The organism is Paenibacillus sp. J22P59 (assembly GCF_059383895.1).
The window spans coordinates 662,120-676,270 of the sequence record NZ_JBXENX010000001.1 but is presented as its reverse complement, the minus strand read 5'-3'; the positions used below and the strand labels follow the sequence as shown (position 1 = coordinate 676,270).

Here is a 14,151-nt window from a genome sequence, read left to right as displayed (position 1 = left end):
AAACCAGTAAAGCCAGTGAAACACTAAACCGTGCCGGAAGTATTCGAGATAGATTAGTTCAAAATGAAGAGAGCATTCTATTAGACTATCTCTTCATTATTTTGGTATAATATTATAAATAAGTAAATTTATGAGTTTGTATCCTGGCATTCCGAAGATGAGAGGGGCGGTTTTGTGAGCAGGAGGGCAGTTATTGCGCTAGTGTGCCTATTATTCTTATTAAGTGCATGCTCTAATTATCAGCAATCTAATCCTTCACTGGATGAAGCGATTCGAGCAGAAGGCATTACCCTTACAGAAGTCGATTCACCACAACAATCAGAGCTAAATCAAGTGAAGCCAATAAGCTATTCCCTAGATAACGGCGAGCGGATCCTCATTTATGATTTTGATTCTATTGCGGCTCGTGAAGCGGGAGAGAAGGAGCTTCAGGAGCGTCAGCTTGTGCTCAGTACTCATGCTCCAGTTCTCTTCAACAAAGACAAATTGCTCCTTCTTTACTACAGTAATGCTGTTTCCAAATCACCAACTCCAATCTTATCGGGAACGGCTTATGGAGAGAAATTGGATAAGCTAATAAGCAAGATGGATTAACAAGCCGCCTTAGCTTCAATCAAAGGACATGTGCAAAGTGCTAAGGTGGTATAGTCGAAAACAATGTTGTCCAAATAATAGAGTACGATAGCTATTAAATATGCAGCGGCAGCCCAAGGCTTTTTATAGCCTAAGGCTGCCGTTATTTTTTGTATGTTGTGAACGAATTAGTTTGATTTCATTTCCAATAGTTTCTAGCATTTGTATACTCTATTAGTTCTTTGTTATAATTGCCCATATTACTCTAGCAATCTTAAGGTTATTTAATAGGAGGGGTACCATAAATGAACAAGTGGGGAAAAACAGCAGCAGCCACGCTGCTTGCTTTGTCGCTTACAGGAGCTTCCGGGTTTAGTCATAGTTATGCTGCGCAACCGGTAACCATTCTATTAGATGATGTTCCTCTTGCTTTTGATTCGGCACCACGCATTGAAAAAGGGGTAACCCTCGTTCCTTTTCGAACGATAGGAGAGTCGCTGGGCATTTCTGTAGCTTGGGATAATAAATCGCAGACGGTGAAAGCGTTTGGAACAAAGGCTGGGCAAAAAATAACCGTTTCTCTAACAGTAGGAAATTCTTCCGCTACTGTGAATGGACAGAAGGTAAAGCTTCCGGCAGCGCCTGTAATGAGAGATAGTCGTGTATTGATTCCTCTTAGCTTTTTCAGTACACAATTCGGGGCTCGTGTAGGGTGGAATCAGGCAACCAGCACAGTCACTATTGTTTCTCCTGCTAAGGAGATGCATCTTCGTGCCTTCTATGCACTGGAATCATTCAAAGAGCGAGAATTAATCAACTCCATGAATTCGATAGCATTCGGCTGGAGCCGTATTGATCGCAATGGCAAGTTCACCTTGGAAGGTGCAGAATACCGCATTCCTGAAGCTGCTGGCGATATTACGCCCCAGTCGATTATTACGGATGCTTCTGCACAAGAGATTAAGCCTTATCTAATGGTATATTCATTAGACGGCCAGAACGAATTAACGACTATGTTAAAGGATGAGACGCTCCGGACGGCCACTATTGCAGGAATCGTACAGGCGGTGTCGGACTACAGCTTCGGAGGAGTCGTGCTTGACTTTGAAGGTCTGGGCTTTAAGCTGGATGCAGCAGGGCAGCAGAAGCTTCTGAATGACTATGTACAACAGCTGAAAACCACTTTGCCAAAGGATATCGCATTATCGGTCGTTGTTCATGCACCCAACAGCGCTTATCAAGGCTATGATTTCAAGACGCTTGCCAAGCTCGCAGATGATATTATTCTGATGGCGTATAAGTATAATCCGATAGGAACGGGACCGCAGGTTCCAGAGCCGAATAACCAGGTGCTTGCTGCTATTGAACAGACACTCGCCGCAGGCGTTCCTAAGGAGAAGCTGCTGCTAGGCATCGACCTGCGAGCCGAGACGCCGCAATCTATTGATGATAAGCTGGGCTTGGTGAAACGCTATAGTCTCAAAGGAGCTGCTCTCTGGCGGCTGGGACTTTTCAATCAATATACGGATGGAATGGAAGAGGCCATTCGTGGCTCAGCAATTAAAGAGAAATAAATAAAAATGGCATCGTCGCTTGTAAAGAGACGATGCCATTTTTATGATTAGCATGCGGGGTAGGGCAAAATGTCTGCAATGTCTGAAAAGGTGTAGTGGAAGGTGGCGAACTGTGAGCTATACAAATATTGCAGCACATAGATTTCTCCGTCCTGTACACGGCATAACAGACCCGATACTCCCTGTCCGTTTCGAAGTGATAGGCCTACTGGACGCCCAATAAGCGCATTTGCTTTTTGTTGAAGGGTTAGGGGAGCGATTTGTCCTTGATTCTGCATAAACATCTTAAGTTTCATCCTCCTCTGCATAACTTTAGTGTTATAATGTTCGTTAGAATGAAAGCAACGACTAGATTGGAGCATTCAAGCATGAAAAAATTCAAAAAATTTTATATCGAAATTACGAGCGTGTGCAATCTTGCCTGTACCTTTTGCCCGCAAACGAAACGCCAAGCGAGCTTTATCAAAATAGATGCGTTTACGAAACGATTGGAGCAGATCAAGCCGCATACTGATTATATTTATTTCCATCTGAAGGGTGAGCCCTTGCTTCATCCGAAGATCGACGAGCTGCTCGATATTAGTCATGAACGAGGCTTCAAGGTCAATATTACAACGAACGGAACACTGCTCCACAAGAACAAGCATAAACTGCTGACGAAGCCAGCAATCCGCCAAATGAATTTCTCTTTGCATAGCTTTGATGGTCATGAGGGTTCAACGGATAAGGAAGGTTATGTCGGCAGCGTGCTCTCGTTCGTGCGAGAAGCGCTTGAGCAGACCCAAATGATTATTTCGCTTCGGCTCTGGAATCTGGATCAAGATAATGCTACGAATGCAGAGAGAAACCGGAATCGTGAGATGCTGGCAGCCATTGAGAGGGAATTCAATCTCGATTATCGCATTGAAGAAAGGGTTGCTCCGGGCAGCGGCATCAAAATTGCCGACCGGGTCTATATTAATCAGGATTATGAATTCCAGTGGCCGGCTCTGAATGCGCCAGAGGATGATGGCAAGGGGTTCTGCCATGGGTTGCGCAATCAAGCAGGCATACTGGTAGACGGAACGGTGGTTCCTTGCTGCTTGGATGGTGAGGGTGTTATTAATCTTGGCAATATCAACGATAAGCCATTCTCAGAAATTATTGAGAGTGAAAGGGCGAACAACTTATATGACGGCTTCTCCAGAAGGGAAGCAGTCGAGGAGCTGTGCCGGAAATGCGGGTATAGACAACGGTTTGGAACATAATCAAGAACAGCTGCGAACATCCTTGTTCGCAGCTGTTCGCGTTCAAGCCCTTAACAAAGCGCGATACATGATAACTCCCTTTTTCTTCAATTCAATACTTCTGCTCTATATTATGGCGGTCTGTGCCTATTCGTGCAGCAGCCATGCAGAGCTTATTGTTGCGAAGACGCACTGATTCATGAATAATAAAGAGCATGATAGTGGGAGAGCGGAGGATATTCGAATGTTTAAGCTATTCATTGTAGAAGATGATAAAGTACTCGTAAATTTGCTGGAAGAGCATCTGCATAAATTCGGATATGAGACAAGAGCGGTAGAAGAATTCGATACGGTGAAGGCACAGTTCGAGCAGTATTCTCCCCATCTCGTATTAATGGATGTGAATTTGCCCAAGTTTGATGGCTATTATTGGTGCCGTCAAATACGGAGTTTGTCGACCTGTCCTATCTTGTTTATCTCAGCGAGAGCGGGCAAGATGGATCAAGTCATGGCGCTGGAAAATGGGGCGGATGATTATATTACGAAGCCTTTCGATTACGAGATTGTAACCGCCAAGATCAATAGCCAGCTGCGCCGAGCTTACGGGAGCTATGCTGTTCAGGCGAATGATCGGACGATTACGGTAGAGGGACTTATGCTTGATCCGGATCGCTTGCTTCTGACGTGGAAGGAAGCGAATATAGAACTGAGCTTTACAGAAGTGAAGATCATTGAAGAACTAATGAGAAAAGCCGGACAAGTCGTAAGCCGTGACCGCCTGCTTGAGAAAATATGGGATGATCAGACGTTTGTCGATGACAATACGTTGAATGTCTATGTCACAAGAGTACGTAAAAAGTTGTCCGCTATAGCAATAGAAGAGGCGGTGCAGACCATTCGGGGACAGGGGTATCGCCTGCAGCCGAATTGGGGGATGCCTTCATGAAGCTGTTCCTTCGTGAGCAAAGCTCGCTTATTATTTTTTACTGCCTGCAACTCCTAGTCGTTATGCTCGTCTATTGGTTAGGCGGTTATCGCTACTGGACAATAAGCCTTTATGCAGCAGGACTGAGCGGAAGCATACTGCTTGTCTATTTATGCTACCGTTATCTGTCGAATCGTACGTTCTATAGCAGGCTTGAGAAGCCTTTGTCTTCAATGGGCAATGATTCTAAAAATATGCAGCAGTCTCCGCTGGCTGACAGCTTGCAGAAGCTTCTTAAAAGCCAATTCCGCATGCATCAAACGGAGCTGCTTCATTATAAGCATAAATATGAAGAGCACACGCAATTCATTAATCAGTGGGTGCATCAGATGAAAACACCGATCTCGGTCATTCATTTGCTCATCCAGCAGGAAGATGACGCGAGGTCCAGCGCTATTGGGGATGAATTGGATCGTTTGAAGAAGGGGCTAGAGATGGTGCTGTATACAGCGAGGCTAGATACCTTCGAGCGTGATTTCTATGTAGAAGCTCTGCAACTAGAAGAGGTCGTTCGGGCGGTTACCTCGGATCAGAAACGCCTCTTTATTCGGAGCGGGGTATTCCCGCTTATTGCGATAGATAGCTCTATACAGATCGTATCTGATGAAAAATGGCTTTCCTTTGCGATTGTGCAGCTCGTTACCAACGCGGTCCGATATACCGAGGGCAGTAATCGGAAAATCCATTTTACAGGCTATTATCGAGAGAAACAGAATACGACTACTGTGGTATTGGAAGTCCGTGATGAAGGAATCGGCATTGCGAAAGGCGATATCAACCGGGTATTTGATCCCTATTTCACAGGAGAGAACGGTCGAAGATATCAAGAATCAACGGGGATGGGACTCTATCTTTTGAAACAGATTTGTGAGAAGCTGGGCCATCAGGTTGAGCTGGAATCGGAGGTTGGACAAGGTACGGTCGTGCGAATTGTCTTCCTCGAACCTTACAACGATGTAAGATAACTGTAAGTTTGTGCAATAGCATGGCATAAGGAGCCTCCGCTATAATGACAATAACAGCATGAAAATTATACAGTCTGGCGGGGGTGTGCCATTGTCCGTTTTGGAAGTGAACCATTTGACGAAAATTTACGAAGGAAAAGTCGCTCGAACTGCGCTGAATCATATCCAGTTTGCAGTGGAACCTGGGGAGTTTGTCGGCATTATGGGGCCTTCAGGCAGCGGCAAGACGACGCTGCTTAACGTTATTGCAACTATTGATGAGCCGACAGCTGGAACCGTTGCAATTAACGGCAGCAATCCGCATCAATTAAGCAGAGAAGCTTCCGCCTTATTCCGCCGTCGTGATCTGGGCTTTGTTTTCCAACACTTTAATCTGCTGGATACGTTGACCGTGGAAGAGAATATCGCGCTGCCGCTAGTGCTTGATGGTCTGCCTATAAGTGAGATCCAGCGGAGAGTCGAGGCGGTCATTCATCAGATTGGCATTGAAGCGATCCGCGATCAATTCACGAATGAGATTTCGGGTGGACAAATGCAGCGGACGGCCATCGCCAGAGCGATCATACACAAGCCATCGCTGCTGCTAGCGGATGAGCCTACTGGCAATCTGGATTCAACGGCAGCAAAAGAGGTCATGAGCATGCTCGCTTCGCTCAATCAGCAGCAGGGGACAACAACGCTAATGGTGACGCATGATGCCGCCAGCGCCAGCTATTGCAGCCGTGTGATCTTCATGAAGGACGGGAGGCTCTATAATGAAATTTATCGGGGAGACAATAGACAGAGCTTCTTCCAACAGATCATAGACATGCTATCCTTGCTGGGAGGAGACCTTCGTGAGCTTTCGTCAGTTCGCATATAGAAATATGGTCCGCAACAAACGGATGTATGCGGCTTATTTCGTAAGCAGCGCCTTCTCCGTGATGATTTTTTTTGTGTGTGCGTTATTTATTTTTAATCCAACCATTCGTGAAGGACTTATCGTAAAGTCAGCTGTTCAAGCGATGATTGTGGCGGAATGCATTATGTATGTGTTTTCTTTTTTCTTTGTTCTCTATTCGGTAGGCTCATTTTTGAATAATCGCAAGCGCGAATTCGGCATTTATATGATGCATGGCATGACGAAGTCCCAGTTCAACCAGATGGTTTTCTGGGAGAATATGATCATTGGATTAGGTGCTATCGCAACAGGTATTGCTGCTGGCTTATGGATGGGCAAGCTGTTCCTGATGATCAGCTCGGCTTTCCTAAGCCTGCCAGCTATTCCACTGCATGTTGCTTGGGAACCGCTTGCTCTGACAATAGGTTCCTTTGCGCTGTTGTTTCTCGTTATTTCTTTATGCACCTCTGTGCTTGTGAATACGAGTAAGCTGATAGAATTGCTGCAGTTCGGTCAGCGCCGTACAAAGGAGACTCCGAACGTATCGGTCGCTGTTGCCCTATTTGCAGGTCTGCTTCTGGCAATTAGCTATTATCTGGCTGCAACGGCTACTGCCACCAATATTTACTTACGCATGATTCCGGTGATCGGGATGACGGTGGGCGGCACTTATTTGTTCTATACCCATCTTTGCGGCTTGATCGTGAGGCTTCTCAAACGGCGTAAGATGTTCTTCTGGAGACGGACGAACGTGATCACCTTATCCAGTCTGGGCCATCGCTTCAAGGAGCATGCCCGCATGTTCTTCATGGTTACGATTATATCAACCGTGTCGTTCTGTTCCGTAGGTGTCTTCGCGTCTATTAATACGTTGATGAGATCATTTCAGGAGGACTATCCTGCTGCCATTGGTTATATTGAGAAGCAAGGCAGCGATTATGGCGAGCAGCATTTGAATCAAATTAAGCAAGAGCTGGCGGATCGCCATATTGCTTATGCAATGCTTACATTGCCGATCAAATATGTGGAAGTAAGAACCTCTTCTATAAAACAGCGATTGAAATGGCTTCCGGTCATTTCGTTCAGTGATTATCGGCAGGCTATTCTTGCAGCTGGCATATCCTTCAAGGATGATCAATTGTCCGGGGAGGAAGCATTGGTCATCCTGACGTCTTATCGCGAGAAAAGCTACATCAAGGTAAGGAAGAAGGAAACTTACACGCTGGTTGAAGATCCAGAAATTAAGATTCGGGAGGTAGACTATACGGAGCATGTTCCGATCCCTGATTATTTGTCAGGAAGCTTGGATATTCAGTCAAAGGTAGAGGTGGAGTTCGGCGGTGTCGTTGTGAGCGATAGTGTGTTCGCTGAATTGGACTCCCCGACACAGGTAGATTATTACACAGGCTTCTATGTAGATGATCTGCAAGCTACTACGGGCATGGCAAGTAATCTGGTGCAGGATGGACTGCTGCGCTACGATTCTAGCCAGCCGTATGCCATGACAGTTAGTGGAACACTCTACCAAGTGCAGAAAAGCTTATATAGCATGATGCTGCTTGTATCATTGCTCGTTGGCGCCGTATTCTTCATTGCAGCGGGGAGCTTTCTCTACTTTCGATTATATGCTACCTTAGCTTATGATCATCAACAATTCGCAATTCTTGCGAAGGTTGGGTTGACGGACAAGGAATTAGCTGATATCGTGACAAGGCAACTTGCCATTTTGTTTTTTGTTCCGATAGGCGTAGCCATCATACATAGCTTATTTGCCTTTATCGCCCTGCAAAGCATCTTTTATTTGTCCGTTGCAGCAGAGCTTGGCATCGTGCTGCTTGGCTTCTTAATCGCGCAGGTTGTCTATTTCTACTTCATACGCCATCGTTATTTAAGCAACTTGAAGAAACGTATGATCTAATTATTCCATTCAGAGGAGACTAGTCATGGAACACTGGATTACAGAGTTAATGGAGAAGTTTGGGTATTTAGGGATATTCCTAATGATTGCAATTGAAAACGTATTTCCTCCGATTCCGTCAGAGGTTATTCTCACATTTGGCGGATTTATGACGACTTATACGGAATTGAGCATTCCGGGCGTTATTTTGGTCGCAACGGCAGGCTCTCTTACAGGAGCTGTTATTCTGTACGGAATTGGCACTCTGCTTGATGTACCGCGCTTAGAGAAGATTGTAGAACGCTGGGGCAAGGTGCTTCGAGTAAAGAAGGAGGATATTCATAAGGCGAATGCCTGGTTTGATAAATACGGGTATTGGACAGTGTTCTTCTGCCGAATGATTCCGCTGATTCGCAGCTTGATCTCGATACCGGCAGGTATGAACCGCATGAATTTTCCGTTGTTCATGCTATTTACAACGATCGGTACTTTGATTTGGAATGTCATCTTGGTTTACCTAGGGGCTGCAGTAGGGGATTCTTGGGAGAGCATTGTTTCCTTCATGGATGTCTACTCGAACATCGCTTATGCACTAATTGCCATTGTGTTCATTGTAGCTGTCATATTGTTCGTTCGTAAAGTTCGCGCACGTCAAGAATAACAGGATTGTAAAGGAGAGCATAAACGATGGATTTTATTGAATTGTTAAAAGCTATTATATTAGGAATTGTAGAAGGATTAACGGAGTTTGCTCCCGTATCCTCTACAGGCCATATGGTCATTGTCGATGACATGTGGCTGAAGTCGGAACAATTTTTGGGCAAATATGTAGCGAATACCTTCAAGGTAGTGATTCAACTCGGCTCGATCCTCGCGGTCATTATCGTGTTCCGCAACCGATTCATCGATTTGCTAGGGCTTAATCGCCGCAGCCGTCAACAGAAGGAAGCTTCTGGCGAAGGAAGACTTAAGCTGACACAAGTTATTGTAGGCTTGATCCCGGCTGCTATACTAGGCGTTTTGTTCGAGGATTATATTGATGAGCATTTATTCTCGACGAAGACCGTTCTTATTGGACTAGTTCTCGGAGCTGTATTTATGATTATTGCCGATTTTGTAAGCTCAAGGTATAGCAAAAAGACGCGTGTGGAGACGGTCGATCAGATTACGTATAAGCAAGCCTTATCCATCGGGCTCATCCAATGTGTATCGTTATGGCCAGGCTTCTCCAGATCCGGATCTACGATATCTGGAGGCGTATTGCTCGGCCTGAGCCATCGTGCTGCTGCTGACTTCACTTTTATTATGGCCGTGCCTATCATGTTCGGCGCAAGCTTGCTGTCTTTGGTGAAGAACTTGGAATATTTCACGCTTGACGCTCTGCCCTTTTTTATCGCTGGCTTCATAAGCGCATTCGTAGTTGCTTTAATATCGATTCGCTTCTTCTTGAAGCTCATCAACAAAATTAAGCTCGTTCCATTCGCTATCTATCGTATTGTGCTGGCTGCCGTTATTTACGTCGTATTCTTCCTCTAATAGTTCCTCTTACGAGCTGAGAAGAGTAGATGCTAGTTCGTCCAGAGCAGAGATAGGCGAAGACGCAGCCAATTAGTATGTAGAGCACAGCTGGACCCTGAAGCCCGAATAACTCGATTCCGAGTACGAAGCTGGCAATTGGCGTATTCGTTGCTCCGCTGAACACGGAGATCAAGCCAATGCCGGCAAGCAAGGGGATGGATACGGATAAGAGGCTGGCAAGCGCACTGCCAAGCGTTGAGCCAATAACGAACAAAGGTGTAACCTCACCGCCCTGGAAGCCGGCAGCGAGTGTAATTGTAGTAAACAAGGTTTTCAATAAAAAGGCGAATGGGGATGCTCCTTCATCGAAGGACTGCTCCATTAACGGTAAGCTCAGGCCGATATAATCCCGAGTGCCTCCCAGATATACTAACGCAATAATAAGGCAGCCTCCGACGAAGCTTTTTACCATCGGATTAGGAAGCCATTTCGCGAACATAGCCTTCATCTTGTGCATTATTGTGCTGAATAACAGCGCAGTCATGCCGAACAAGATGGAGGCTATCGTTATTTTGAGCAGGAGAACAGCAGTAATGGATGGCAATGCTCCAAGGGAGTATGAGGAATGATGGATGCCCCAGGCTATCGTGACATAATGGCCTATGTAGCTGGCTAACAGGCAGGGAAGAATGGCCCGGTAGGACAAGAAACCAAAGGCGACAAGCTCTAACGCGAAGATAGCTCCTGCAAGAGGAGTGCCGAATACCGATCCGAAGCCGCTGCTAATCCCGCATAGGAGAAGGAGCTTCCTGTCGTATTCGTCTAGCTTGAATAGCTTGCCCGTCCATTCGGATAAACTTCCGCCCATCTGTACGGCAGTGCCCTCCCGGCCGGCAGATCCGCCGAATAAATGGGTAGCTAACGTTCCTACAAGAACAAGCGGAGCCATGCGAAGCGGGATAACCTTCTTATCATGCTCTTGGGATTGCTCATAGACACGCTCCAGCAGAAGATTATTTCCTTTCGCCGAATCCTTGCCATATTTATAATAAATAAAGCTGACAAAAGCGCCTCCGAACGGAAGCAGCCATAATAATAGGGGATTGTGCTCACGCATTCGCGTCACACCGTCAAGCCCCGCCAGAAAAGCAGCAGAAGCGGTCCCGGTCAGTGTTCCGACGATCAGGACAAGCGGCAGCCATTTTATTAGATCATTCAGTCTTTTTTTGAGCATATCATTATTGTCTCCCAGCTAATCATTCATTTTGAGCAGCAAGCTTTTTCACCATACTTAATTATAAAAGGTACGTCAATACATCGTTGGAGGAAGGAAATATATATTCATTGACTTGAAAGAAACAATTGTGATAAAAATATATAGACCAATCGTTATAATAAGGGGGTGTATAGATGTCCGGGAAATCCAATTCACGTGATTCAATCGTAGAGACAGCCTCGCGGCTATTCTTCAACCAAGGCTATCATGCGACAGGGTTGAATCAGATTATTAGTGAAAGCCGATGCCCGAAGGGCTCCCTTTATTATTATTTCCCGAACGGCAAAGAAGAGCTCGCGCTCGAATGTATAGAACGGACAAGGAAGATCGTTCTGGATAAGTGGCAGGATTCATTCGAGCGGCATGAAGATCCTGTTCTCGCTATTCAGTCCTTTATTGAGACGACAGCGAATGAGGCAGAGGACTGCCAATATGAAGGATTCATGCCATTCAGCTTCTGGATGGCGGCGGAGACCTCCTGTATTAGCGGTAAGCTGAGAGCCGCTTGCAGCTCTGTACTAGCCGATTGGCAGGCGCTGATTGCTGAGCGAATGAGAAAGAAGGGGATGGACCCCCCGCAGGCAGCGGAGACAGGTATGGCTATTATTTCCCTTATTGAAGGGTCATTTATTTTCACTTTGACTAATAGGGACAAGCAGCCGCTGCTTAATGCTTCGAAATATGTATCAGCATTGGTCCATTGTTAAATGTTTAAGAGATCAACAACGAGTTAGAATTCAGGGGGATGAATTGTGGAAGCAACAGGACAACAGGGATCAGTCGATTTATCAGGAAAGAAATTTAAAATTATACCGATTATGGCGGCTTTGCTGATCAGCGGATTTATCGGATTATTTAGTGAAACAGCGCTTAATATCGCCTTATCGGATTTAATGCAAATATTAAATGTAGGACCTGCCACTGTACAATGGTTGACGACAGGCTACTTGCTCACATTAGGCATATTAGTGCCGATTTCGGGTCTGCTGCTCCAATGGTTCACGACTAGGCAACTATTCATTGCAGCGCTATGCGCATCTATTATAGGTACAATCGTTGCGGCCTTAGCTCCAAGCTTTGAAGTATTAATGGTTGCACGTGTCATTCAAGCTGTCGGAACGGCTATTATGCTGCCGCTGATGTTCAATACGATCCTCGTTATTTTCCCGGTAGAAAAACGTGGAGCGGCGATGGGGATTATTGGACTTGTTATTATGTGTGCGCCAGCAATCGGTCCAACTGTAGCAGGGCTTATGCTTGAGAAGCTAAGCTGGCACTGGATATTCTGGCTATCGCTGCCGTTTCTATTGCTATCGTTGACGATCGGTATTATGTTCATGCAAAATGTTAACAAGATCACGAAGCCGAAGATTGATGTATTATCTATTCTGTTGTCATCCATCGGTTTCGGCGGAGTTGTATTTGGCTTCAGCAGTGCTGGTGAAGGGCATGGCGGCTGGGGGTCATCCAAAGTTATCATCGCAATTGTAGTAGGTGTTATCGCACTTGTATTGTTTGTTTTGAGACAATTATCCATGAAGCAGCCGATGATTAATATGCGTGCCTTCAAATACCCGATGTTCATTATTGGCGTAGCTATGGTGTTCATTTGTATGATGATTATTTTATCCTCGATGCTGGTTCTTCCGATGTTCCTGATTCAGGGATTGTCGTTGTCTGCATTCACAGCAGGCTTGATTATGCTGCCTGGAGGAATCATTAACGGAATTATGTCTCCAATAATGGGGAAACTGTTCGATAAGTTTGGGCCGAAATGGCTTGTTATTCCCGGTCTGATCGTTGTAGCTGCTGCACTTTGGTTCTTCTCTGGCGTTACGACGGCTTCTTCGATTGCTCTGATCATTGTTCTGCACTCGGTATTGATGGTCGGGATTTCGATGATTATGATGCCTGCTCAAACGAATGGCTTGAACCAATTGCCAAGACAGTTCTACCCAGACGGAACGGCCATTATGAATACATTGCAGCAGGTAGCAGGAGCCATTGGTACCGCGCTTGCCGTAAGCATCATGACCGCTGGTTCAGAAAAGTATATGACAACAACGCCTAATCCGAATTTGCTGGACGGACTAACAGCCGGCATTCAGAATGCTTTCCTATTCGGCATGATTATGGCTGTAGTTGGCTTCATCGTCGCTATATTCATTAAACGCGTTAAAGTTTAACTCTATTAATTAATAGGGAGCTTCAAACCCGTAGGATGGTCACTTTAGGAATAGAGTGCTATCCTGCGGTTTTTTTGTGTTCAAAAAAGTAGAGAGCGAGATGGTCGGCTGCTATTTTTTTGTCCATGATCAAATCAATAGGGAAGACCTGCTGTAAGCTCCAGCAGCATGAATTGGAGAGGGTATGAACCGAAAATCTTACAATATGAATGAGCTTAGAAAAAAATGTAGAAAATTGTTGAAATTTCAATAAAAGTATTCTATGATCTAGATACAAATGAAAGCGCTTTATAATTGTGAAAAAGAGGTGGGGGCATGATGAATACGAATTCATTCATTCAACAAAGCAAGGGAGGGAAATTAATATTATTTCAATCATTAGTCTTAATCATGCGTATACTGTTTGGGATGGGCTGGTTAATGGCGGGAGTAACGAAGATTACGGGGAAAGCATGGTTTTCTGAGCCGGGAGTTTTTCTCTCAGATTACTTACTTAAGGCATTGGACAAGCCGAATGTACCTGAATTTTATACGTATTTCATTGAGCATGTCGCTCTAAATAACGTGATGTTTCTAAATTATACGATTCCTGTCGTGCAGGTTCTTATCGGCTTGTCTCTTATAACAGGAATACTGATTCGTCCTTCTATATTGCTCTGTCTCTTTATGCATATTAACTTCATTCTTTCGGGGAATATGAATTTAATGAGCCTTACGCTATACACGAGTGCCTTCGGTCTATTGCTTAGTGGAAGACATGCTTATGTTATGAGCTTGGATCGCTATTTCAAGTGGGAGAACATTCTCGTCCATAATAAAGAGAAAGCTAAAATTATTCAATTAGAAACCATTGCTCAAGACAGTCAACCAAAAGTAAGAGCGATGTAAAAAGAGCGAAGAGCGGGCGATACAAAGTTAATCCGATGGATATCCACTTGATGATGAGTGGCTGCCCTTCGGATTTTTGTTTTTACAGGTGCTGGGTTCAAAATAGAGTAGCGTAAGCAATACTTAGGTGCCTTTTTATGATACGATTAAGCTATTCTTTTATGCATAGGACGGTACAGGATG

14 protein-coding genes are annotated in these 14,151 nt (G+C 45.0%); 12 read left to right on the top strand and 2 right to left on the bottom strand.

Features of this window, described 5'->3' with window-relative positions:
• Positions 1–174: 174 nt before the first annotated feature.
• Both AC50YO_RS03020 and AC50YO_RS03015 read left to right on the top strand, forming a co-directional pair.
• Positions 175–594 carry a hypothetical protein gene (locus AC50YO_RS03020; RefSeq protein WP_494842993.1) on the top strand — a complete coding sequence of 140 codons (420 nt, stop codon included), beginning with the start codon at positions 175–177 and terminating at the stop codon, positions 592–594.
• A gap of 284 nt (positions 595–878) precedes the next feature.
• A complete protein-coding gene (locus AC50YO_RS03015; RefSeq protein ID WP_494842991.1) occupies positions 879–2,147 on the top strand; it encodes a stalk domain-containing protein in 1,269 nt (422 codons plus the stop codon).
• A 47-nt stretch (positions 2,148–2,194) separates the two neighbouring features.
• Here the strand turns inward: AC50YO_RS03015 and AC50YO_RS03010 are convergent, their stop codons facing one another.
• The gene (locus AC50YO_RS03010; RefSeq protein ID WP_494842989.1) at positions 2,195–2,443 is read right to left on the bottom strand and encodes a hypothetical protein; all 249 of its coding nucleotides are present in this window, start codon (positions 2,441–2,443) and stop codon (positions 2,195–2,197) included.
• A gap of 72 nt (positions 2,444–2,515) precedes the next feature.
• On the opposite strand from AC50YO_RS03010, the gene AC50YO_RS03005 reads away from it, so the two are divergent.
• The 7 genes from AC50YO_RS03005 to AC50YO_RS02975 all read left to right on the top strand — a co-directional run bounded on the left by AC50YO_RS03005 (position 2,516) and on the right by AC50YO_RS02975 (position 9,636).
• Positions 2,516–3,394, top strand: a complete 879-nt coding sequence (locus AC50YO_RS03005; protein ID WP_494842987.1) for a radical SAM/SPASM domain-containing protein — start codon at positions 2,516–2,518, stop codon at positions 3,392–3,394.
• A 223-nt stretch (positions 3,395–3,617) separates the two neighbouring features.
• Positions 3,618–4,319 carry a response regulator transcription factor gene (locus AC50YO_RS03000; protein WP_494843252.1) on the top strand — a complete coding sequence of 234 codons (702 nt, stop codon included), beginning with the start codon at positions 3,618–3,620 and terminating at the stop codon, positions 4,317–4,319.
• Positions 4,316–5,323 carry an ATP-binding protein gene (locus AC50YO_RS02995; RefSeq protein ID WP_494842985.1) on the top strand — a complete coding sequence of 336 codons (1,008 nt, stop codon included), beginning with the start codon at positions 4,316–4,318 and terminating at the stop codon, positions 5,321–5,323. Before AC50YO_RS03000 ends, AC50YO_RS02995 begins: the two co-directional genes overlap by 4 nt.
• A 91-nt stretch (positions 5,324–5,414) precedes the next feature.
• A complete protein-coding gene (locus tag AC50YO_RS02990) occupies positions 5,415–6,185 on the top strand; it encodes an ABC transporter ATP-binding protein (RefSeq protein ID WP_494843251.1) in 771 nt (256 codons plus the stop codon).
• Positions 6,160–8,121, top strand: a complete 1,962-nt coding sequence (locus tag AC50YO_RS02985) for an ABC transporter permease (RefSeq protein WP_494842983.1) — start codon at positions 6,160–6,162, stop codon at positions 8,119–8,121. The genes AC50YO_RS02990 and AC50YO_RS02985 overlap by 26 nt, the downstream gene beginning before the upstream one ends.
• Before the next feature lie 25 nt (positions 8,122–8,146).
• Positions 8,147–8,761 carry a DedA family protein gene (locus AC50YO_RS02980; protein ID WP_494842981.1) on the top strand — a complete coding sequence of 205 codons (615 nt, stop codon included), beginning with the start codon at positions 8,147–8,149 and terminating at the stop codon, positions 8,759–8,761.
• 26 nt (positions 8,762–8,787) lie between these two features.
• A complete protein-coding gene (locus AC50YO_RS02975; protein WP_494842979.1) occupies positions 8,788–9,636 on the top strand; it encodes an undecaprenyl-diphosphate phosphatase in 849 nt (282 codons plus the stop codon).
• Here AC50YO_RS02975 and AC50YO_RS02970 read toward each other — a convergent pair.
• Entirely contained in the window at positions 9,611–10,852 is a 1,242-nt protein-coding gene (locus AC50YO_RS02970) for a voltage-gated chloride channel family protein (protein ID WP_494842977.1), read from the bottom strand. The two genes, AC50YO_RS02975 and AC50YO_RS02970, sit on opposite strands and share 26 nt — an antisense overlap.
• Positions 10,853–11,028: 176 nt before the next feature.
• Between AC50YO_RS02970 and AC50YO_RS02965 the strand changes: the two genes are divergently transcribed.
• The 3 genes from AC50YO_RS02965 (at position 11,029) to AC50YO_RS02955 (ending at position 13,968) form a co-directional block, all read left to right on the top strand.
• Complete coding sequence (locus AC50YO_RS02965) at positions 11,029–11,601, top strand: TetR/AcrR family transcriptional regulator (RefSeq protein WP_494842975.1); 573 nt, start codon at positions 11,029–11,031, stop codon at positions 11,599–11,601.
• A gap of 111 nt (positions 11,602–11,712) precedes the next feature.
• Positions 11,713–13,080 carry a DHA2 family efflux MFS transporter permease subunit gene (locus tag AC50YO_RS02960; protein ID WP_494843249.1) on the top strand — a complete coding sequence of 456 codons (1,368 nt, stop codon included), beginning with the start codon at positions 11,713–11,715 and terminating at the stop codon, positions 13,078–13,080.
• A 390-nt stretch (positions 13,081–13,470) separates the two neighbouring features.
• Positions 13,471–13,968 (top strand): hypothetical protein, encoded by a 498-nt coding sequence (locus AC50YO_RS02955; RefSeq protein WP_494842973.1) that lies wholly within the window; start codon positions 13,471–13,473, stop codon positions 13,966–13,968.
• Positions 13,969–14,151 lie beyond the last annotated feature (183 nt).

Coding starts and splice junctions, on each gene's coding strand:
- AC50YO_RS03015 (WP_494842991.1), top strand. CDS start 879: ATGAACAAGTGGGGAAAAACAGCAGCAGCCACGCTGCTTGCTTTGTCG.
- AC50YO_RS03010 (WP_494842989.1), bottom strand. CDS start 2,443: ATGAAACTTAAGATGTTTATGCAGAATCAAGGACAAATCGCTCCCCTA.
- AC50YO_RS03005 (WP_494842987.1), top strand. CDS start 2,516: ATGAAAAAATTCAAAAAATTTTATATCGAAATTACGAGCGTGTGCAAT.
- AC50YO_RS03000 (WP_494843252.1), top strand. CDS start 3,618: ATGTTTAAGCTATTCATTGTAGAAGATGATAAAGTACTCGTAAATTTG.
- AC50YO_RS02995 (WP_494842985.1), top strand. CDS start 4,316: ATGAAGCTGTTCCTTCGTGAGCAAAGCTCGCTTATTATTTTTTACTGC.
- AC50YO_RS02980 (WP_494842981.1), top strand. CDS start 8,147: ATGGAACACTGGATTACAGAGTTAATGGAGAAGTTTGGGTATTTAGGG.
- AC50YO_RS02975 (WP_494842979.1), top strand. CDS start 8,788: ATGGATTTTATTGAATTGTTAAAAGCTATTATATTAGGAATTGTAGAA.
- AC50YO_RS02970 (WP_494842977.1), bottom strand. CDS start 10,852: ATGCTCAAAAAAAGACTGAATGATCTAATAAAATGGCTGCCGCTTGTC.
- AC50YO_RS02965 (WP_494842975.1), top strand. CDS start 11,029: ATGTCCGGGAAATCCAATTCACGTGATTCAATCGTAGAGACAGCCTCG.
- AC50YO_RS02960 (WP_494843249.1), top strand. CDS start 11,713: ATGGCGGCTTTGCTGATCAGCGGATTTATCGGATTATTTAGTGAAACA.
- AC50YO_RS02955 (WP_494842973.1), top strand. CDS start 13,471: ATGCGTATACTGTTTGGGATGGGCTGGTTAATGGCGGGAGTAACGAAG.